Origin of the sequence: Microbulbifer discodermiae (assembly GCF_040742695.1) — a bacterium.
Lineage (GTDB): Bacteria > Pseudomonadota > Gammaproteobacteria > Pseudomonadales > Cellvibrionaceae > Microbulbifer.
The window spans coordinates 1-19,931 of sequence record NZ_JBFLAB010000042.1 but is presented as its reverse complement, the minus strand read 5'-3'; the positions used below and the strand labels follow the sequence as shown (position 1 = coordinate 19,931).

Below are 19,931 nucleotides of genomic sequence, written 5' to 3'. Positions count from 1 at the left end.
GCGCACCCTTGGGATAAAGGCGATTACGGGCAATTTCCCAGGGCGGCAATGCTCTGGCGCAAATGAAAGAGGAGTATGTACATGGCCAGTGTTTTGATTGTCGGCGCCGGTGGCGTGGGACAGGTGGTAGCGCATAAGTGCGCGCAGGTGGAAGGGGTTTTCGAACGGATCACGCTCGCGAGCCGCACCAAAAGCAAATGCGACAGGATAGCGGCCATGCTGCCCCGGAAGATAGATACCGCGGAAGTCGACGCGGACGATGTGGGGGCCATGGTGGCACTGATAGAAAAGGTGAAACCACAGCTGGTCATCAATGTGGCCCTGCCCTACCAGGACCTGCACATAATGGATGCCTGCCTGGAAACCGGTGTACACTACCTGGACACCGCCAACTATGAACCGCCGGAAGAGGCCAAGTTCGAATACAAATGGCAGTGGGCCTACCAGGAGAGATTCCAGCAGGCCGGCCTGATGGCACTGCTGGGCAGCGGCTTCGATCCCGGTGTGACCAGCGTCTTTACCGCTTACGCGCGCAAGCACCATTTCGACCGCATCCGGACCCTGGATATCATCGACTGCAATGCGGGCGACCACGGCTTGCCCTTCGCAACCAATTTCAACCCGGAAATCAATATCCGCGAGATCACCGCCAACGGCCGTTACTGGGAGAAGGGGCACTGGGTGACCACCAAACCCATGCAGGAGAAGCGGGTGTTCGATTTCCCCGCCGGTATTGGCGAAAAGGATATCTACCTGCTCTACCACGAGGAGCTGGAGTCGCTCTCCAAGCACTTCCCGGAAATCGAGCGGGCGCGCTTCTGGATGACTTTCTCCGACAACTACCTCAAGCACCTGGAAGTGCTGCAAAACGTCGGCATGACGGGCATAGAGCCGGTAGAGTTTCAGGGCCGGGAGATAGTGCCGATCCAGTTTCTCAAGACACTGCTGCCGGATCCGGCCAGTCTCGGCCCGCTGACCAAAGGCAAGACCTGTATCGGCAATATCGTGCGCGGCACCCCCAAAGGTGCGCAGGAAAGCGACGGGGAAAAAATCTATTACGTCTACAACATCAGCGATCACCAGGCGTGTTACAAAGAGGTAGAGTCCCAGGCGATCTCGTACACTACCGGCGTGCCGGCGATGATCGGGGCCAAGCTGATGCTGGAGGGCAAGTGGATGCAACCCGGCGTCTGGAACCTGGAGCAGCTGGACCCGGACCCCTTTATGGCCGACCTGAACCAGTACGGCCTGCCCTGGCAGGAAACCTGGCTGGACCAACCGTTCACTTGATCCGCCGCGCGCCGGTCCCGCCGACCGGCGCCTTTCACCCCAGCCGCTTCGATGGTAGCCGCAACCCATGGACCTGACGCCGCGCAAAGACTACTTTGGAGAATTCGATCCCACCCGAGTGCCCTCGCCCTGTTTTGTGGTGGATGAAGTGGCGCTGCGGGACAACCTGACGCTGCTGGCGGAAGTGCAGGCGCGCAGTGGCGCCAGGGTACTGGCGGCACTCAAGGCATTCTCCATGTTCAGTACCGGAAACCTGGTGGCCCAATACCTGAGCGGCGTCTGTGCCAGCGGCCTGCACGAGGCCAAACTCGCCTACGAGGAGTACGGCGGCCGCGACCTGGACCGCGAGGTGCACGTGTTCAGCGCCGGCTTCAAGGAGCGGGAACTGCGGCAGTTGGTGACCTTCGCCCACCATATAGTGTTCAACTCCTTCTCCCAGTGGCACAGGTACAAATCCCTGTGTCTGCGCGCACAGCAGTCGCGCCCGGAGCTGCGCTTCGGCCTGCGCATCAACCCGGAACATTCGGAAGGGCACACAGCCCTCTACGACCCCTGCGCACCCTGCTCCCGGCTCGGCATAGTCCGCTCACTCTTTTCCGGGGAGGCACTGGACGGTATCACCGGGCTGCATTTTCACACCCTTTGCGAGCAGGACTTCGCCCCCCTGGAGCGCACCATCGCCGCGGTGGAGGAGAAGTTTGGGGACCTGATCCCGCGCATGGAGTGGATCAACTTCGGCGGCGGGCACCATATCACCCGCCGGGACTACCAGGTGGACGCATTGGTGGCGGCGGTGCGCGCCTTCCGCGACAAATATGACGTGCAGGTGTACCTGGAGCCCGGCGAGGCCATAGCGCTGTTTGCCGGCGTTCTGGTCAGCGAGGTGGTGGATGTCACCTGGAACGGGCAGGCCCAGGCGATCCTGGATACATCGGCCACCTGCCATATGCCGGACGTGCTGGAGATGCCCTACCGCCCGCAGATCACCGGCGCGGCGCGGCCGGGGGAACTGCCCCACGACTACCGGCTGGGGGGCCAGAGCTGCCTGGCGGGGGACACCATTGGCGAGTACAGTTTCGCCGACCCGCTGCGGGTCGGCGACCGGCTGGTATTCGAGGAGATGGCCTACTACACCATGGTCAAGACCAACACCTTCAACGGTATCCAACTGCCGGCCATCGCCCTGTGGAACTCGGATACCGATGCCCTGAGAATCGTCAAACAATTTGGTTACCGGGCGTTCAAGAGCCGGCTGTCATAAACTCCCGTCTCCCGACGCTCCGCTCAAGAGTAGCAATATGTGCCCAGAATCCACCTACCCTATCTTTCTCGGCTCTGAAATAACCCAGCCAGAGGCCCGGCAGGCGCTGTTTCACATACTGCCGATTCCCTACGAGGCGACAGTATCCTACGGCGGTGGCACCGGCCGGGGACCGGCGTCGATACTGGCTGCTTCCTGGCAACTGGAGACTTTTGACAACTTCTCCTCCCCCTGTGACCTGGGCATCTTTACCCACCCCCCTGTGGACGTATCCGGCGATCCGGAGCAGGTGATGGACAGGATCGCCGGCGCCACGGAGGCGGTTTTGCGGATGGGCGGAATGCCAGTGGGCATCGGTGGGGAGCACTCGGTCACCTGGGGGGTGATCAAAGGCTTTCTGGACGCCGGCATCACCGACTTCGGCGTGGTGCAGATCGACGCGCATGCGGACCTGCGCGACCGCTATGAGGGCCAGAAACACAGCCACGCCAGTGTGATGCGCCTGGTGGTGGAAGCGGGCCTGCCGCTGTTTCAGCTGGGCATCCGCGCCTACTGCGAGGAGGAAAAGGAAACCCGCCAGCGATACGGCGTGCACTACCTGGATGCGCACCAGCTGGTGCCCACCAACGTGCAGGACTTCCAGCTGCCGGAGGAATTCCCCTCCAAGGTATTCTTCACGTTGGACGTCGACGGCATAGACCCCTCGGTCTTCCCCTCCACGGGGACGCCGGTGCCCGGCGGGCTGGGTTGGTATCAGACTCTGGGCCTGTTCGAATCCGTGGCCCGGCAGCGGCGGATCATCGGCTTCGACCTACTGGAGTTCGCCCCCATAGAGGGCTTTCACGCCTACGATTTCGCCGCCGCACAATTGCTGTACAAGCTGATGGGCATAGTGCAGCGCAACCGCCCATAGGGAGTGACAGCCTCTGACAGCTGGCTGAAAGCTACTTTTTCAGCCAGCCGCTAAAGTTCACAATTCTTAACCGGAAACTATGGCGCAATACGCCTCCAGCAGGTTAAACTTTGACCAAAGTAAGTGATCACTCTCCCGGAGACTTCTGTGAAAACGGTCAAAACGCTGCTAGGTGTAATCGCCCTGCTGGCACTGGGGGCCTTTGCGTTTGCGCCACCCGCCGATGCGCGGTCCCCGGGGCACGATCGCCATGGCCACCGGTACCATTCGCACCATCACCATCGCCCCTACCGCTATCCATATCGGTACCCCTACCGTTACCACGGCGGCCCGCGTGTTTCCATCGGGTTCACCTTCCCGGTGCTGCCCCAGGGCTTTGTCAGCCTGCGCGTGGGGGGCCAACCCTACTACTATGGCGGCGGCTTTTTCTATCGGCCGAGCCCTGCCGGTTTCGTGGTGGTGTCCGCCCCCCTGGGCGCCTCAGTGGTCACACTGCCGGCGAGCGCGGTACCTGTCACCGTCGGCGGTGCCGTCTTCTATCAGTATGCGGACGCTTTTTACCAGTGGCGGCCCGCCACCGGCACCTACATAGTGGTGCCGCCGCCTCCGGGGCATGTGGTTACGGCCGCGGCTGCAGCGGCACCGGGCACGCCCGGTTCACCCTATACGCCGGGCCAGGTACTGGAGACACTGCCCGTCGGCTATAGCGCCGAAGTCATCAACGGAATCCAGTACTACCGCTACGGCAACACCTATTTCATACCCACAATGCGCGACGGACGCGAGGTCTTCCTGGTGGTGCGCCTTTAGCAGGTTGTTGAAAAAGGCATCCTGCCTTTTTCAACACACGAAAAGCGAAAAATGTGATTTTCACTTTTCTCCCAAAATCAACGACTTAGGCGTCGCCGATTTTGCCGGAACATCCATATTCCGGTACCAGGCGTCGAAATTCTTCGAATTTCAACAGCCTGTTAGAGGCTATCGAAAAGGCCTTCCCTGGCTTTCCTCAAACCGGGTTTGCCGCGCATGTCCGCAAACCCTCCACGACAAATCACGCATTTACACGCTTGATTTGCGGCCCGAACATCCCTGTTTGGGACAACAGGCTGTTGAAAAAGTACTTTTCAGCAGCCTGCTAGCGGACTCTGGAGGATTTTCGCCAGTCGTCCGCCGCCAGCCCGTGGAAGCGCGCGAACTGCCGCAGGGCCAGGCCAAAGCTGGCCTTCAGCGCCGGGCCCGGCCCCTCCCGCCAGTGCACGGATTCGGTACGCATCAACCCCGCCTCCCGGTCCGCCTTCAGGTCCACCAGGCCGGCAAACCGGTCGCCATAGAGTATCGGCAGGCAGAAGTACCCGTAGCGACGCCTGTGGGCCGGCAGGTAGCACTCCAGCTGGTAGTCGAAGCCAAACAGTCTTTTCAAGCGCTTGCGCTGCAATACCAACGGGTCGAAGGGCGACAACAGGCGCACCTTGCGCGCCGGCCTGGCGGGACTCGGCTGGCCGTCTGTGGCCAGCAGCAGGTCATCGCCGCACGGTTGCAGTTCGCCGCTTTTCAACATGGCGGCCACGGCCTGCAGTATCGCCGGCTTGTCGTGGCGGCGCAGATAGGTGATCTCCTCCGGCCGCCCGACCCCCTGGGCGGTGAGAAATGTGCGCACCAGATGGCGGCCATAATCGAGATCGCTGGGGGTTTCAGTGCGGATTCCCGCCGGCAGCAGCCGCTCCGGCAGATCGAACACCTTCTGGAAGCCCTCCCGGTGACTGACCATCAGCTCTCCCTCGTGGAACAGCTGCTCCAGCGCTTTCTTCTCCTCCGACCAGGCCCACCAGCCGCCTTTTGCGCGGACGAAATCGCTCGCCCTGAGGGGCCCTTCGGAGCGGATGCGGTCCAGCACATAGCGGCACAGGCGGGCATTTTTTTCATACCAGTGGCGCTGCCCGGCGCGGATGCGGTTCATGCGCACCCGGGCGAAGCGGTAGTGCTCCATGGGTAAGTAGGCAGCGGCGTGGGACCAGTACTCGAAGATCTCCCGCCTCTGCTCCGCAGCGCCGAGATGGTTCTCCCGGTAGCGCGGCAGCCGGGTGTAGAGCTGGTGGTGGTGGGCGCGGGTGATGCGCTGGATGGCGTCCAGCTGCAGGGCGCCCAGGTGGCGGATCAGGGACGGCAGGTCACCGCCCCAGGGCCGGTGTACATGTTGGCGCTCTATGGCTAAGGCGCGCAGGTTTCGCTCGCTCAGCAAGGCCCTTCCCCAGGCAAGTGTGGGCGGGGGAAACTCACTCCCCCTGGTAGTACTCCGGCGCCAGGTTGTCGAAGCGGGTGAACTTGCCGACAAAAGCCGCCCGGCAGGTGCCTATTTCGCCGTTGCGCTGCTTGCCGATAATGAGTTCCGCCATCCCTTTGTCCGGACTGTCCTCGTTGTAGTACTCGTCCCGATAGATAAAAAGTATCACGTCCGCGTCCTGCTCGATGGCACCGGATTCCCGCAGATCCGAGTTCATGGGACGCTTGTTGGGGCGCTGCTCCACACCGCGGTTTAACTGCGATAAAGCGATCACCGGGCAGTCGTACTCCTTCGCCAGACTCTTCAGGGAGCGGGAGATCTCGGAGATTTCCTGGGTGCGCCCCTCACTTGCGCCCTTGACCTGCATCAGCTGCAGATAGTCCAGCATGATCAGCGCCGGAAGGCTCCTGGCATCCGCCTCTTCGTGGCTGAGCCTGGGGTTCTCCCGCATCAGCATATTGGCGTGGTCGCGCAGGGTGCGCTTGGTGCGCGCCCGCACTTCACTGGGGGACAGCGCCGGCGTGTCGTCGATGTACAGGGGCCGTCCGCGCATTTTCTGCACCGCGCCCGACAGCTTGGGCCAGTCCTCCTCCTGCAGCTTGCCGTTGCGAATGCGGGTCTGGTCTATGCGCCCGATGGAAGACAGCATCCGCATGATCAGCGACTCCGCCGGCATTTCCATACTGAACACCAGCGTCGGCCGGTCCTGGCTCAGCATGGCTTTCTCAGCGAAGTTGAGTGCCAGCGCAGTCTTGCCCATGGACGGGCGCGCCGCCACAACCACCAACTCGCCGGGCTGCCAGCCGGAGGTGCGCTGATCCAGTTCGGTGAGGCCGGTGCTGAGGCCGGTGAGGTCGCCCTCGGACTTGAACAGCTCGTCGATCCGCTCGACGGTCTTCTTCAGCAGGGCGTCCACCCCGAGAAAGCCGCCCTCCTTGGTGCGCCCCTCGGCGATCTCGGCCACGCGGCGCTCGGCCATCTGCAGCAGGTCCGCCGAGGCCAGGCCGCCGGGATTGAAACTGGTGCGGGAGATTTCACCGGCGGCGGCGATCAGCTGGCGCAGCATCGAGCGCTCGCGCACTATCTTGGCGTAGGCGACGATATTGGCCGCCGACGGCGTGTTTTCAGCCAGCTCCGCCAGGTAGGCCGCGCCCCCCACCTCCGCCAGCAGCTCGCGGCTGGCCAGCGCCTCCGCCAGGGTCACTATATCCAGCGGCTGCTCGGCCTCTGCCAGCTGCGCCATCACCGCGAAGATGCTGCGGTGGCCGGCGACAAAGAAGTCCTCCTCCCCAAGCTGCTCGGCGACACTGTCGAGGCGGCTGGAGTCCAGCATCAGCCCACCCAGTACGGACTGCTCCGCCTCCACCGAATGGGGCAGGGGCGAGGAATCGTCAGCCTGCAAGGCCTGTTCCAGCTCGACGTCTTGGTTCATGGCAGTTATCTGTAGGCACAAACAAAAAGGGCGCCGGACCCATAGGGATCCAGCGCCCGATTGTAGCGCGGCTCGCCGCCCCTGGCAGCTGCCGCAGGCGTCCCCGGCTTACTCGGCTTCGACGATCACCTTGACGGTGGTAATCACATCGGCGTGCAGCTGTACATCGACGTCGTACTCTCCGACTTCCCGCAGCGCACCCTCCGGCAGCTTCACCTCGGCTTTGGCCACCTCGACACCGGCCGCGGTGATCGCATCGGCGATATCGCGGGTGCCGATGGAGCCAAACAGCTTGCCTTCATCACCGGCGTTGGCGGCGATGGTCACAGACACTTCCGCCAGTTGTGCGGCGCGGCCCTCGGCAGTTGCCACCTTGGCCGCGGCGGCGGCCTCCAGTTCGGCGCGCTCGGCTTCGAACTTGGCAACGTTGTCCGCGGTAGCCGCAACCGCCTTGCCCGTGGGCAGGAGGAAGTTGCGACCGAAACCGGCTTTCACTTCCACCCGGTCACCAACATTGCCCAGCTTACCTACTTTATCGAGCAGAATAACTTCCATCTCGGTTTCCTCAATCTCAGTTTTGTGCGATCGCCCGCTATTTCTTGGCAAAACGCTCGCGAATATCTATCCAGCTATCTACCAGTGCCAAACCACAAAGGAAGCCCGCCATTGGCAGTGTCGCCAGTACCAGTGCCACATACATGGCCACCAGGGGACCCCGTCCCCATCCTCGACTGGCCACCTGCCAGTGAATCAGCCCTATGCCGGCCACCACCATCGGCAGGGCCGCCACCGCACCCCAGAAGGCGTACTCCTGGGTGGTCAGGCTGTAGGCCCAGACCAGCATTCCCACCACAGCCAGTGGCAGCGGCATGCGCAGCTGGTGGAACTCCTGGCGAAAACCGCCGGGATTGTACAACAGCGCCTGCCACCAGCGGCCCAGCACCAGCGCCAGAACCACGGTCACCGCCGACATCCAGCTCAGGTATCCGGTGGCAAGGATCTCGCTACCGAATATCTGCCGCAGCTGTGCGGCCTGTTCAGCGCTGGTCTCCTCGGCCGCCTGCAGCAGACTCTCCAGCAAACCGCCGTTGAGCTGCGCATTGAGCAGGATACCTGCTACCGCCACCAGGGTGGCCACCACCAGGGCGACGCTCCAGGAACGGGTGCCCCGCAGGGCCATAGCGGCACAGAAGACCGCGACCAGATGGCCGACCCCGAGGCCCGTCATCAGCGGCGACAGATAACCGCTTAAACCCGCGGTCACCAGTGGCAGCAGCCCCCAGGCCAGTACCATCAGGCCGTCGCTGCTGCCGCGGCGCAGGCTCACCAGGGCCAGTGCCGCCGGGCTGATCAGCGGGATACCCACCATGGTGATGAGTATCGCGCGCACGCGCCCGCGCATGATGAATTCAGCCAGAGCGCGCACGGTCAGATAGCTTCTCTGTTAATGCCCCGGCAGCCCTAGGCTTCGTGGCTGTCCGTGTAAGGCAGCAGTGCCAGGTAGCGGGCGCGCTTGACCGCTGTGGCCAGCTGGCGCTGGTACTTGGCCTTGGTGCCCGTAATACGGCTCGGTACTATCTTGCCGGTCTCGGAGATGTAGGCCTTCAGGGTATCGAGATCTTTGTAATCGATACGCTTTACGCCTTCAGCGGTGAAACGGCAGAACTTACGACGACGAAAAAAACGTGCCATGTGCTAACCCCTTATTCTTCGCTTGCAGCGTTATCAGAAGACTCGGTTTCCTCCGTGGAAGGCTTTTCCTCCCGCTCGGGGCGCTCAGTGCGCTCGCGACGCTCAGTGCGTTCAGCGCGCGCCGCCTTGCGTTCACGGCTCTCCTTCTCCGCTTTCATGATCGGGCTTTCCTCGGTGATGGCCTCGTCTTCGCGCATCACCAGGTTGCGCAGCACCGCATCGTTGTAGCGGAAGTTGGTGGTCAGCTCCTGCAGCGCTTCCTCGGTGCACTCGACGTTCATCAGAACGTAGTGCGCCTTGTGGATCTTGTTGATTGGATAGGCCAGGCGGCGGCGGCCCCAGTCTTCCAGACGGTGGACCTGGCCACCGCTGTCCTTGATGGCAGCGGTGTAGCGCTCTACCATACCGGGCACCTGCTCGCTCTGATCCGGGTGGACCAGGAATACAATTTCGTAATGACGCATTTCGGCTCCTTACGGTTTAAGCAGCCCCCCGGACAGTCCGGTGAGGCAAGGAGTACAATGGCCCCGGCTAAACAAGGGGCCCATTGCGGGCGGCGTATTCTATGCATTCGCCCGGTTGGTTGCAAGTTGACCGGCCCCGCTGAAACGGACCCCTACCGGCAGCCCCGGCCGTCCAGTTGCAGGATCCCGGCCAGTCTTCGTCTCAGCTTATCCCCAGCGGTCGCACGCAACCTTCGGTGCAGGAGAAAACCATGGATTCAATGATTGTGCTGTTCGAGGACATGGCCCCGGCGGACTACTGCGATCGACTGATCGGGCGCTTCCGCGACGATACCCACAAGCAGCCCGGGCGCACCGGCTCCGGCGTCGACCAAAACAAGAAAAACAGTACCGACCTGTATATTTCCTACCTGGACCACTGGCGCGACGAGTGCGCCACCATCAATAAGATGGTCAGCTACGGCTTAATGGCATACTGCCGCCGCTACCCCCATATGCTCACCGGCGCCCTGTCCCCGGCCCTCCTGGACCAGGACACCGGCAAGAGGCACAACCTGGCCAGCGGGGACATTGGCAAGCTGGATGATCGCCAGCTGCAGGCGCTGATCGCGGGCTTCTACCGCCTCGACCAGATCAATTTCCAGCACTATGAGCAGACCCGGGGCGGCTTCTTTCACTGGCACTCGGAGCACTACCCCCACCCCAGTGACCCGGCGCAGAAGTCGCTGCACAGGGTGCTGTTCTGGCTCCTGTACCTGAATGATGTGGAGGAGGGTGGCGAGACGGAATTCTGTTACCAGGGAACCAAAATCAAGCCGCGCCGGGGCCACCTCATACTGTCCCCCTGCGGCTTCACCCACACCCACCGCGGCAATGCGCCGCTATCCGGCGACAAGTATGTCCTCACCTCCTGGGTGATGTATCGCCCGGCGCAGGAGCTCTACGCCGGGGGCGCTTGAGCGGCAGGGTACGGCTGCCGGGGCGGAAAGCCGGCCTCAGCGCCGCTGCCGCACGGCCTCGAACAGGCACACCCCCGCCGCCACCGACACATTCAGGCTGCTCACCTCGCCCGCCATCGGAATCTTCAGCAGGTAATCGCATTTTTCCCGCGTCAGCCGGCGCAGGCCGCTGCCCTCCGCGCCCATCACCAGTGCCAGCGGGCCGGTGAGCTGGCTCTGGTAAATATTCTGTTCTGCTTCACCCGCGGCCCCGAAAATCCAGACACCGGCCTGCTTCAGCTGCTCCAGGGTGCGGGCCAGGTTGGTCACCGTCACAAACGGCAGCACCTCCGCAGCACCGCAGGCCACCTTGCGCGCCGTGGGCGTCAGGCCGGCGGATTTGTCTTTGGGGGCGATCACCGCGTGCACGCCCGCGGCCTCGGCGGAACGCAGACAGGCACCCAGGTTATGGGGGTCGGTCACGCCGTCCAGGATCAACAGAAACGGGGCCTCCCCGCTGGCGGCCAGCTCCTGCAGCAGCTGCCGCAAAAACTGCTCGTCCTGCACCCGCGTCTCGCCCGCGCAAATCGCCACCACGCCCTGGTGATTGCCCGCCTCGCCCACTTTTTCGTCCAGCGCCTGGCGGTCCACAAAGCGCACCGCAATCGCGCTTTTCTCCGCCTGGCTGAGGATTTTCTGCAGGCGCATATCTTTGCGCCCGCGCAGCAGCAACAGCTGCTGCACCTGTTGCGGTGCGCTCTTCAACAGGGCCTGCACCGAGTGCAGGCCGTAAATTAACTGCTCCGCCACGATTTATTTCTTCTTACCTTTGGGGGCTTTTTTCTTTTGCGGTTTCTTTTTTTGGCTCTTACCTTTTTTCTCGGCCTTCTGCGACGCCTTGCGGGCCGCCACCGCCGGGCGTTTGCCGCCCTTGCGCGGGGGCGTACGCCTGGGTCCGCGGCGCCTGCGCGGCTGCTCGTCCCCATCTGCCTCCGGTTCGGCCGGGGCTTCCGGCTGCGGCGCTACCGGCTCCGCTTCCGTGGCACCCACCTTGCGCTTGCGAAACGGCGTCGCCGCCGCAACCTCCGCACGCCGGCCCCAGGGACTGGCCTTGCCGCGCGGCTCTTTATCCGCCTTGTCCGCAGCCCCCTCGACCGCCTTGCCGCGCCGGCGCCGCTCCTGTTGGTGTTCCACCGCCAGTTCCATGGCCCGCGCACTGACCTCAGTGTTATCGCGCTTTCGGCGCGGCAACAGCCGCTCCAGTACAAAGTCCACCTTGCGCTCTTCCAGGTCCACCCTGGCCACCCTGACCGTGACCGAATCCCCCAGGTGATAGCGCTGGCCGCTGCGCTCGCCGATCAAACGCTGGTGGGCCTGCTCGAAACGATAGTAATCCTTCGGCAGCGAGGAAACGTGAATCAGCCCCTCCACATAGAACTGGTCCAGCTCCACAAACAGGCCGAAACCGGTGACCGCACTGATCACCCCCGGGTAGACCTCGCCCACATGATCCTGCAGGTATTCGCACCTCAGCCAACTCACCACATCCCGCGTCGCGTCGTCCGCGCGGCGCTCGGTCATGGAGCAGTGCTCCCCCAGCTGTACCATGGCACCTGTGTCGTAGGGCGTGATTTTTTCCCGCTGCAGCGCCTCCGCGCCCGGCACTGCGTGCACCTTTTCCGCCACAGCCCGCTCGTTGGCGCTGCCGTTGCGAATCAACCAGCGCAGCAACCGGTGCAGCAGCAGGTCCGGATAGCGGCGGATGGGCGAGGTGAAATGCGCGTAGGAATCGTAATCCAGGCCAAAGTGGCCGCGATTCTCCGGCTGGTACAGCGCCTGGTTCATGGAGCGCAGCAACATCATCTGGATGATGTGGGCATCCGCGCGCCCCTCTACCTGCTCCAGCAACGCCTGGAAATCCTTCGGCCGGGGCTCGGCACCACCGGGCAGGCGCAGGCCCAGCTCACCCAGGTATTCGCGCAAATTGGAGAGCTTTTCCTCCTTGGGCACATCGTGCACCCGGTACAGGCCCGGCTGGCCCGACAGCGTCATCAGCTGCGCCGCGCACACATTGGCCGCCAGCATCGCCTCCTCGATCATCTTGTGGGCGTCGTTGCGGGTGACCGGCACTATGCGTTCTATCTTGCGCTGCGGGTCGAAGAGAATCCGGGTTTCGGTGGTCTCGAAATCGATGGCGCCGCGCCGGTCCCGCGCTCCCCGCAGCGCCGCATAGAGCTGGTGCAAATTGTCCAGGTGCGGTGTCAGCGCGGCGAACTGTTTGCGCAATCCGCTGCTGCGGTTGTCCCGCTCGGCCACAATCTGGCCCACCTGGGTATAAGTCAGCCGCGCATGGCTGCGCATCACGCCCTCGAAAAAGCGGAAATTCCGGATATTCCCATCGCTGCCTATGTGCATTTCGCACACCATGCACAAGCGGTCCACTTCCGGGTTCAGGGAACAGAGGCCGTTGGACAGTTTTTCCGGCAGCATCGGCAACACGAAATCGGGGAAATAGACCGAGTTGCCCCGGCTGTGCGCCTCCTGGTCCAGGGCGCTGCCCGGATGCACATAGTGGGATACATCCGCGATCGCCACCAGCAGTTTCCAGCTGTCATCGGCGGTCATTTCACAGAACACGGCGTCATCGAAGTCGCGCGCGTCCTCCCCATCGATGGTCACCAGCGGCAAATGGCGCAGGTCCACCCGCCCCTTCTTGTGGCGCTCCTCCACCTCTTCCGGGATGGCGTCCACCTCCAGCTGCACCGCCGCCGGCCAGGTGTGGGGCAGTCCGTAGTTGCGGATCGCCAGGTCTATCTCCATCCCCGGCGCCAGATGGTCACCCAGCACCTCCACCACCTCCCCCTGGGGCAGTGAATCCCTTCCCGGCTGGGCGATGATATCCACCACCACATACTGGCCGTGACCCGCATCGGCGGTCTTCTCCGCCGCAACCATAACGTCCAGGCTGATGCGCGGATTGTCCGGCCGCACAAAGCAGATACCGTTTTCCCGGAACAACCGCCCCGCCAACTGGCGCGTATTGTGTTGGATAACCCGCACCACCGCCGCTTCCCGCTTGCCGCGGAAGCCCCCAGGCGTTTCCCGCACCAGCACTTCATCGCCGTCAAAGACCTTGCGCATCTGCCGGTGGGAGAGAAACAGGTCCTCGCCCCCCTCCCGCGGGGTAACGAAGCCAAAACCATCCCGGTGCCCAATCACCCGGCCGCGCACCAGGCTCATCTTTTCCAGCACGCCGAAATCGCCGGCGCGGTTGCTGGCGATCTGGCCGTCGCGGGACATGGCGATTAGGCGCCGGCGCACCCCCTCCCGGCGATCCTCGTCCGCCAGTTCCAACACATCCGCCAGTGTCTCCCAGGACACCGGGCCCGGCTGCCGCTCCAGCAGCTGCAACAGGTATTCGCGGCTGGGAACCGGCTTGTCGTATTTCTCCGCTTCCCGCTCCGCGTGCGGGTCGGCGTCCATAGGGGTCGTATTTCGAGTCAAAATAATATCCGTGGTCCGAATTGGCCTGCCCCTCGGACGGCTCCGGAGCCTTCCGGGGACTTGTGCGCTTGGTGAAGGAGGTCTGAGGGCCGGCAGGTAAAACCGGAAGTTTGCATCTATTGATGAGCAGTATAAGCGATTTACGCACATTTCCCGACCTCCGCGAGCCGGGACGAAAAAGCCGCAGCAGGTCGTTGACACCCCAGGGACAAGTCTCTATAGTGCGCCTCCTCAACGGTCAACGCCGTTGATTGCCCAGGTGGCGGAATTGGTAGACGCGCTAGCTTCAGGTGCTAGTGACCTAACGGTCGTGGAAGTTCAAGTCTTCTCCTGGGCACCAAAAACCTCTTATAAATCAATCAATTAATAGGCTTTTGGTGCAAATCTGGTGCAGTGCACTTTGGCTCTTCAGCAAGAGCTACACCAAGGACTCCCTCAGTCCATAAGAACACTGATCTTTGCCCTCCTCTTCCTCCCTACTCTGGTCCTCGCTCGACCCGTAGAGGTAGTCTCCATCTATAACGGTGACTCCTTCACGGCCAATGTCCCAGGATGGCCCGATATAGTCGGCAAGCGCATCGGCGTCAGAGTCAAAGGGGTAGACACCCCGGAGTTGCGGGGCAAATGCCAGGCTGAAAAGGAACTGGCACGAAAAGCCAAACAATTCGCTGTCACCCTGCTCCGTGATGCCCAGGAAGTGCGCTTGGAGGAGATAGAGCGGGACAAGTATTTCCGGCTGCTCGCTGAGGTATGGATAGATGGTGAGCGGCTAGATCAGCTACTCATAGGCGCTAACTTTGGGTATGAGTATCATGGGGGCAAGAGGCGGAATTGATGCGGGGGCTGATCTCACTTTATCGAAATCAGCCATCCGCTTCGTATGAAGAAACACATCAGCCCATGAGGCTGCTTGGCTGACACAGTGTTTTGAATACCTCCCGGCGGTAGTGCTCAGAGTGATACTGACTTTCATCAACCGTTTCCTTACTCCGAAAAAAGCAACGCTTCTACTAGCGTTGCTTTTACCGGCCAAAAGAGGTTAGTTAAGAGCTATATTTGATGATTGAGAAGAATCATAACAAATACCATCCTTACAAGCTTTAACACGATATTGGTATGAGCCAGAACTAAGCTTATCCCATGACATCCGTGGAGTACTGTCACTTGTGAAATATGTGAATTCTGACCAATCCTGATTATTAAATTTAATTGAAACTGCATACCTATCAGCACCAGATACTGCCCCCCAATCAACATAAATACGAGAACCAGAAACAGTTGCAACAGGTGCACTGGGAGCTGCCAACTTAAATACTTCTGCTTCAATTGTTATTTGGTTTGATATCATTGAAGGTTCTGAGCAGCCCGCACTATTACACGCAACGACTCTATATATTCTGTCGCCGGAAATCTGATTGTCCCACGTCATTACAGAAGATGTCTCTGGCGATGGCGAATAGCTATAGTCAGTCCAATCTTCATTGTTATATTTTACGGCTATTTTATAGGTGACACCACCAACATCCTCCCATCGAACCGTAATATTCCTGCCTGATGCTACTGCAACAACCCATGCAGGCGGAAGTGGAATTAAAGGGGTAGCAAGTTCGTAGTCAATGTAAAGTGTATATGTCGCATGTAAGAAACCTAAGCACCCAATCACATCAAAACTACAATTGAAATTACTCATGCGCCTCAAATTAGAGGAGATGTCAAGCCTTAAATTATGCAGGTCTATGCCTTCAAATCCAGTGACAACGTGAGGGTTCTCTTCTATCCCTATAAGATCATTAGGAAAGCCTACAAATACACCTGACTCTCGCGAAAATCCGACGATACTTGAAGGTAAATCTGGAGAGCTTCCTTTTACTTCTAAACCATACCATCCTTGCAGCATACCGTTTGGCAACGCCTCTGTTTTTCTCTCAAACCCATATCCTATTTTTAATGACTTAATTATGCTACCTTCAGGTACATTACATACCTCTGAATTGTAAGTTGAAGTTTTTTTGTCGTATTTAGGATTATCTTGATAATTCCATCGTATAGGTGGACGAGAATCGGAGGTACGCGATATTTTGCAAGTTTGAGTTTCAGCGCTCACCGGCCCAGTGAAAAAGAACATCAAAGCAATAATTGGAATAAAGTTAGTTGCAATCACTGCTAATCGATTATATTTTAACATCTTGAATTTCCCTTTAAATAAACAGCCTGAGTTCAGGCTGTTGTATTATATCCCAGTATTTATTTTTCATCTAACGCACTCTTTATGAGCATCTGAATCTTTGTACTTCTGTCATCTTCCCAGCTATTTTCTTGAGCCCTTAAAATAGCTGGAGAGCTTATCTTTTACCGAATAACTTTTAAACGACGAGGCATGTTATCTACTCTGTATAAAGTTTAGGGTCTGTCATCAGGCTATTTTTTGGTCGGATATAAATCTATCTTATTATCCAGATGAGTATATTCAGCTAGATAATTTTCACTCCAGCTTCCATCAGTAACGTATTGCCTCACTGCTTCTTCACCAATGTAGCCAACATATTTTCGTTGCTGAATATATTTATTACCCAGTCAGCACTCCATCCTCCATGAGAATTCTTGATGTATTCGGAATAAAATGGAATCAATTTTTTATATTATTTTCACTAAAATCTACGGGTTTATTAGTGGCAATAAATAGCCTTCTGCTCCTTTCGTCGACACGATTTACAGATTGCGATTGACTGCAATCGGATGCATTTGCATATTCAGCGAAAATTAAAATAATTAATAGCAGATATTTATACATTTAACTTATAAAGTAGTTGCAATCGCGCGGGCTTCCTCTCCCTTGATCTGTCCCGGAAAACGCAGGTTGACCGTGGTTGGTTTGGTATCGTTGTCCGGATCGGTATCCGGTGTCAACCGCCCGAAAGCATCGCTGTCCCAGCACCAGACAATGGCTTCGCTGCTGTTGGTACCAATGCGCGGGGTATTGAGGTGATCAGTGTGCAGATAGGTCAGAGTGGTGCCCTGTACCTGGCCATTGTTGTAAGTGACCTCGATCTGTGCGACCGGCATGGTGTCCAGGTAGATATAGTCAACCCGGCTCTGGATGTCGGTACCGTTGCTGGCGTACCTGGTTTCACCCAGATACTGGCCGCCCAGGTTGTAGTGCAGCAGTGCGTCCTCGGCCTTGTCGGTGCGTACCCGCTGGCCGATGGCGTTGTAGTAGTAGGTACCTTTGAGTGTGCTGTTTTCGGTATAGGTTTTGAGCCGGTTGGCGTGGTTGTAGCTGTGCTGCTGCTGTCCCCCGTCGATACTGGTGGTGTTGCCGGCGGCATCGGTCACCCAGGGCTGACTGTCCCTTTGCGTTAAACGATTGGAGGTAGCCTCGTGGCTGTAGCTGGTGGTGCTCGGGGTACCGCCAGTGTCGGTGGCGTCCTTTTGGGTGCGGTTGCCCACTGCATCGTACTGATAGTCGTTCTGGCCGGCGATATAGCCTTCGCCGGTGAGGCGGTTCAGATTGTCGTAGACAAAGGCCCTGTCTTTGTTGGTATCCAGGCTGTCGGCGATGCCGGTGATATTGTTGGCCAAGTCATAGGTGTAGAAGTCAGAGCGGACATTGCCAATGCCGCTGGCAGTGACGGTTTCCAGCCGGCCGTCCAGGTCGTAGCTATAGCTCTGGGTGATGCCATTTCCATAGTCCATGGAGGCTATGCCGCCATACCAACCGCAGTTCTCAAGGCTTTTTAGCAGCTTTCGGCCCTCCGGAGCGTCTCCAGCCTGCCCCGGTGACAGAGAAAATACTACTGCGCGGTTGTGGTCGGCTGCAACCATATGAATCTTGGTGGTCCATTCTGCTCGTGATTTGCCGATAGATTGAGGACCGTTTTTTTAACTCGCTAGTGCCGTCTGGGTGAACTGTAACAGCCGTAGAATCAAGAGAGATATGATCGACCTGGATATTGATCACATTATTTTTCTGGAGTGCCAGAAAGGCCCTATCCAGTACACCTTGCTTGGCCCAACGATTCGCCCGCATGTATACGCTATGCCAACGGCCGAATTTCTTCGGTAGTCCCCGCCATTTGCAACCATACTCGGCTATGTAAAAAATGGCGTTCAGCGCTTGTAAGTTGGATATTTTCACGTTGCCGCGCTGGCTGTAGAGACAGAAAATCTTCGATAATTTTGTATTGTTGCGCTGTAATTTCCATGAAGGGATTATACAAGATTTAGTGTGAATAGATCCTAACCAGTAGCACTTACAACAGCACCCGCTTACGCTACCCCACCTAATTGAATCAAGGATACAAAGGAAGAGGGTTGAATTTTGAAAAAGGTCTATCACTGTATAAGGATGTTAAGATTGATTGTTCATTATTTGTATTTAAATGGACAAGACCCTCTGTAGCTATTACAGGTCTACGCGTTGTATCTGCAAATTGTTGAGCGATTGAACCATGTCCACACTGGCCTGCTTTACAAGCACCCAATATTAAAGCTTCATTTTGCCTTGCACCGTAACCAGGTAAACCTGTAATTTTATTTGCTACGGATTTAGGACTATAAGGATCTCCTTTGATCAAAAGGTTTGCTCCATCAGAATGTATGAGAAGGGCAGCAGATCCTTCATTTGGTGAGTAATTGCCAGTTACAGGAGTTAAATTCGATGTTTTTACGTTTCTAACCCAAACAAAGTCGAGAGTGGTATCACTTGAAAGTGCGCCGCTAATTTGTTGATCTATTCTATTCACAGATGCGTCTAACGCTCTTTGCTCCCCTGTAGATGATGCCAATTTAGATTTTCCACCTGTGGGAGAAAGCAAAAAGCCTATTCGATTATTTTGTCGCACAAGCTTTCTACTTACTTTATTGACCACCGTACCAATCCCCTTTCCTAAGCCAAAGGTCACTAGCCCAATCGTAGCACCTACTCCAGCGCCCACACCGGCGTCTCTAAGGTTCGAACCTGCGGCCACATTCAATCCAAAATCGGCAGCACCAGAAACCACAGCATCCGCCACCGCTAAGCCCACCTGAACCCCTGTTTTAGCGCCAATAGCTGCAGCACCAAATCCTCCACTGATAAAGCCGAGAGCCGCTCCGATAAATACTTGCTTGAAATCAAATTCGTCACCCGTAGCTGCCGCCCTGATTCCTTCCACCGCAGCGGAAACGACCGCTCCAATCACCGCGCCTATAATGGCACCAATGAGCAAACTGAAAAGCGCAAAGTGCCCACTGGGGTCACGTAAGTTGATAGGATCACCTAATGCATAAGCATAACTATTTATCCCACCTCTACCAAAAGGACTCATAGAATCCGCGGCATGGAATCGTATTAATCCCGGGTTATATACTCGATAGCCGTTACCTAAGTGGTAGAGTCCACTCACGGGATCCTGACGATGGCCATTAAACCCCATTGAATTTGTCGACAAACGGTTGAATCCACTTTGCTCTGTAGCCCGCGCAGGCCGTGAAGTGGCAATACCAAGCGAGGCAAGACTTGTTGTCGCTGCCGCAATACTGGACTGCTTTAAAAAGGTGCGTCTTGACTTGTTCACTGCCGTTTTACCAGCGCTATTGAACGGAACAAATGAGTTATTACGGTTTTTATAATTCATCTTTATACTTCACTATATGGGGTATGACTTCTACGTGCTCTCATTCTTTGCTCACTGCTTTACAGCTTCGTGATGTTGCGAAAGGGAAGGCAAATAGCGCGATTGACTTAATGACTAATAACTGGCCTGGCCAGTTGCTCTCTACCCTCGTATCAAACTTAATTAATTCAGCTTTTTACTCATCACCTGTCTAACATGACATTAATTCTAATATAGTTTTTTGTGTATTTTAAGCGCCTAAATGTGACCAATGTCTCAAATTAGAATTTGATTATTTTAATTGTAAATAGTTTTTTATAGCGACTCCCTATGGATAATCCTTATCTAAATGAAGTGACGGACTTGCGTCGATTGAAGAGGTTGATACATCCAGGCCTTCTTAGTCCCTGCGCATTACCAAATACTCACCCAGCTCCCAGTAGCCGTCCACTGCTATTGCGTTGTTAAGGGAGTGTATTGCTTTGTCGACAGGGCCGCTTTCATCGGTTGTTCGAGACATCAAGCCGCATCCAGCACCGTTTTCAAACGCAGCACCCGGTGA

At 57.9% G+C, this 19,931-nt stretch carries 16 protein-coding genes, 1 tRNA gene and 1 pseudogene; 7 read left to right on the top strand and 11 right to left on the bottom strand.

Features of this window, described 5'->3' with window-relative positions:
• The first annotated feature begins 81 nt into the window (after nucleotides 1-81).
• The 4 genes from AB1S50_RS14215 to AB1S50_RS14200 all read left to right on the top strand — a co-directional run bounded on the left by AB1S50_RS14215 (nucleotide 82) and on the right by AB1S50_RS14200 (nucleotide 4,274).
• Nucleotides 82-1,290 carry a saccharopine dehydrogenase family protein gene (locus tag AB1S50_RS14215; RefSeq protein WP_367151514.1) on the top strand — a complete coding sequence of 403 codons (1,209 nt, stop codon included), beginning with the start codon at nucleotides 82-84 and terminating at the stop codon, nucleotides 1,288-1,290.
• A gap of 67 nt (nucleotides 1,291-1,357) precedes the next feature.
• Complete coding sequence (nspC, locus tag AB1S50_RS14210; protein ID WP_367151513.1) at nucleotides 1,358-2,551, top strand: carboxynorspermidine decarboxylase; 1,194 nt, start codon at nucleotides 1,358-1,360, stop codon at nucleotides 2,549-2,551.
• A 37-nt stretch (nucleotides 2,552-2,588) separates the two neighbouring features.
• The gene (gene speB, locus AB1S50_RS14205; protein ID WP_367151512.1) at nucleotides 2,589-3,464 is read left to right on the top strand and encodes an agmatinase; all 876 of its coding nucleotides are present in this window, start codon (nucleotides 2,589-2,591) and stop codon (nucleotides 3,462-3,464) included.
• A 147-nt stretch (nucleotides 3,465-3,611) separates the two neighbouring features.
• On the top strand, nucleotides 3,612-4,274 hold the full coding sequence (locus tag AB1S50_RS14200) for a DUF6515 family protein (protein ID WP_367151511.1): 663 nt from the start codon (nucleotides 3,612-3,614) through the stop codon (nucleotides 4,272-4,274).
• Nucleotides 4,275-4,599: 325 nt separating this feature from the next.
• On the opposite strand, the gene AB1S50_RS14195 is transcribed toward AB1S50_RS14200, so the two are convergent.
• The 6 genes from AB1S50_RS14195 to rpsF all read right to left on the bottom strand — a co-directional run bounded on the left by AB1S50_RS14195 (nucleotide 4,600) and on the right by rpsF (nucleotide 9,333).
• Nucleotides 4,600-5,703, bottom strand: coding sequence for a winged helix-turn-helix domain-containing protein (locus tag AB1S50_RS14195; protein ID WP_367151510.1), 1,104 nt, complete (start codon nucleotides 5,701-5,703; stop codon nucleotides 4,600-4,602).
• 34 nt (nucleotides 5,704-5,737) lie between these two features.
• On the bottom strand, nucleotides 5,738-7,177 hold the full coding sequence (gene dnaB, locus AB1S50_RS14190) for a replicative DNA helicase (RefSeq protein ID WP_367151509.1): 1,440 nt from the start codon (nucleotides 7,175-7,177) through the stop codon (nucleotides 5,738-5,740).
• 108 nt (nucleotides 7,178-7,285) lie between these two features.
• Nucleotides 7,286-7,732 carry a 50S ribosomal protein L9 gene (gene rplI, locus AB1S50_RS14185; RefSeq protein WP_367151507.1) on the bottom strand — a complete coding sequence of 149 codons (447 nt, stop codon included), beginning with the start codon at nucleotides 7,730-7,732 and terminating at the stop codon, nucleotides 7,286-7,288.
• A 37-nt stretch (nucleotides 7,733-7,769) separates the two neighbouring features.
• Nucleotides 7,770-8,603, bottom strand: a complete 834-nt coding sequence (locus AB1S50_RS14180) for a hypothetical protein (RefSeq protein WP_367151506.1) — start codon at nucleotides 8,601-8,603, stop codon at nucleotides 7,770-7,772.
• A gap of 35 nt (nucleotides 8,604-8,638) precedes the next feature.
• Nucleotides 8,639-8,869, bottom strand: a complete 231-nt coding sequence (rpsR, locus tag AB1S50_RS14175) for a 30S ribosomal protein S18 (RefSeq protein WP_020411626.1) — start codon at nucleotides 8,867-8,869, stop codon at nucleotides 8,639-8,641.
• A gap of 11 nt (nucleotides 8,870-8,880) precedes the next feature.
• Entirely contained in the window at nucleotides 8,881-9,333 is a 453-nt protein-coding gene (rpsF, locus tag AB1S50_RS14170; RefSeq protein WP_367151505.1) for a 30S ribosomal protein S6, read from the bottom strand.
• Between the two features lie 251 nt (nucleotides 9,334-9,584).
• On the opposite strand from rpsF, the gene AB1S50_RS14165 reads away from it, so the two are divergent.
• On the top strand, nucleotides 9,585-10,292 hold the full coding sequence (locus AB1S50_RS14165; protein ID WP_367151503.1) for a 2OG-Fe(II) oxygenase: 708 nt from the start codon (nucleotides 9,585-9,587) through the stop codon (nucleotides 10,290-10,292).
• Between the two features lie 36 nt (nucleotides 10,293-10,328).
• On the opposite strand, the gene rlmB is transcribed toward AB1S50_RS14165, so the two are convergent.
• Complete coding sequence (rlmB, locus tag AB1S50_RS14160; RefSeq protein ID WP_367151501.1) at nucleotides 10,329-11,081, bottom strand: 23S rRNA (guanosine(2251)-2'-O)-methyltransferase RlmB; 753 nt, start codon at nucleotides 11,079-11,081, stop codon at nucleotides 10,329-10,331.
• 3 nt (nucleotides 11,082-11,084) lie between these two features.
• Nucleotides 11,085-13,775 (bottom strand): ribonuclease R, encoded by a 2,691-nt coding sequence (rnr, locus tag AB1S50_RS14155; protein ID WP_367151500.1) that lies wholly within the window; start codon nucleotides 13,773-13,775, stop codon nucleotides 11,085-11,087.
• Nucleotides 13,776-14,028: 253 nt separating this feature from the next.
• On the opposite strand from rnr, the gene AB1S50_RS14150 reads away from it, so the two are divergent.
• Nucleotides 14,029-14,115: transfer RNA gene (locus tag AB1S50_RS14150), tRNA-Leu, on the top strand.
• A 60-nt stretch (nucleotides 14,116-14,175) separates the two neighbouring features.
• A complete protein-coding gene (locus AB1S50_RS14145) occupies nucleotides 14,176-14,610 on the top strand; it encodes a thermonuclease family protein (RefSeq protein WP_367151499.1) in 435 nt (144 codons plus the stop codon).
• Between the two features lie 204 nt (nucleotides 14,611-14,814).
• On the opposite strand, the gene AB1S50_RS14140 is transcribed toward AB1S50_RS14145, so the two are convergent.
• The 3 genes and pseudogenes from AB1S50_RS14140 to AB1S50_RS14130 all read right to left on the bottom strand — a co-directional run bounded on the left by AB1S50_RS14140 (nucleotide 14,815) and on the right by AB1S50_RS14130 (nucleotide 19,390).
• Complete coding sequence (locus AB1S50_RS14140; RefSeq protein ID WP_367151497.1) at nucleotides 14,815-15,960, bottom strand: hypothetical protein; 1,146 nt, start codon at nucleotides 15,958-15,960, stop codon at nucleotides 14,815-14,817.
• Between the two features lie 1,541 nt (nucleotides 15,961-17,501).
• Nucleotides 17,502-17,977 (bottom strand): annotated as a pseudogene (locus AB1S50_RS14135) (IS5 family transposase); the annotation flags it as partial.
• Between the two features lie 87 nt (nucleotides 17,978-18,064).
• Nucleotides 18,065-19,390, bottom strand: a complete 1,326-nt coding sequence (locus AB1S50_RS14130) for an RHS repeat-associated core domain-containing protein (protein ID WP_367151496.1) — start codon at nucleotides 19,388-19,390, stop codon at nucleotides 18,065-18,067.
• Between the last annotated feature and the right edge of the window lie 541 nt (nucleotides 19,391-19,931).

Coding starts and splice junctions, on each gene's coding strand:
- dnaB (WP_367151509.1), bottom strand. CDS start 7,177: ATGAACCAAGACGTCGAGCTGGAACAGGCCTTGCAGGCTGACGATTCC.
- rplI (WP_367151507.1), bottom strand. CDS start 7,732: ATGGAAGTTATTCTGCTCGATAAAGTAGGTAAGCTGGGCAATGTTGGT.
- rpsF (WP_367151505.1), bottom strand. CDS start 9,333: ATGCGTCATTACGAAATTGTATTCCTGGTCCACCCGGATCAGAGCGAG.
- speB (WP_367151512.1), top strand. CDS start 2,589: ATGTGCCCAGAATCCACCTACCCTATCTTTCTCGGCTCTGAAATAACC.
- AB1S50_RS14130 (WP_367151496.1), bottom strand. CDS start 19,390: ATGAATTATAAAAACCGTAATAACTCATTTGTTCCGTTCAATAGCGCT.
- AB1S50_RS14165 (WP_367151503.1), top strand. CDS start 9,585: ATGGATTCAATGATTGTGCTGTTCGAGGACATGGCCCCGGCGGACTAC.
- AB1S50_RS14140 (WP_367151497.1), bottom strand. CDS start 15,960: ATGTTAAAATATAATCGATTAGCAGTGATTGCAACTAACTTTATTCCA.
- nspC (WP_367151513.1), top strand. CDS start 1,358: ATGGACCTGACGCCGCGCAAAGACTACTTTGGAGAATTCGATCCCACC.
- rpsR (WP_020411626.1), bottom strand. CDS start 8,869: ATGGCACGTTTTTTTCGTCGTCGTAAGTTCTGCCGTTTCACCGCTGAA.
- AB1S50_RS14215 (WP_367151514.1), top strand. CDS start 82: ATGGCCAGTGTTTTGATTGTCGGCGCCGGTGGCGTGGGACAGGTGGTA.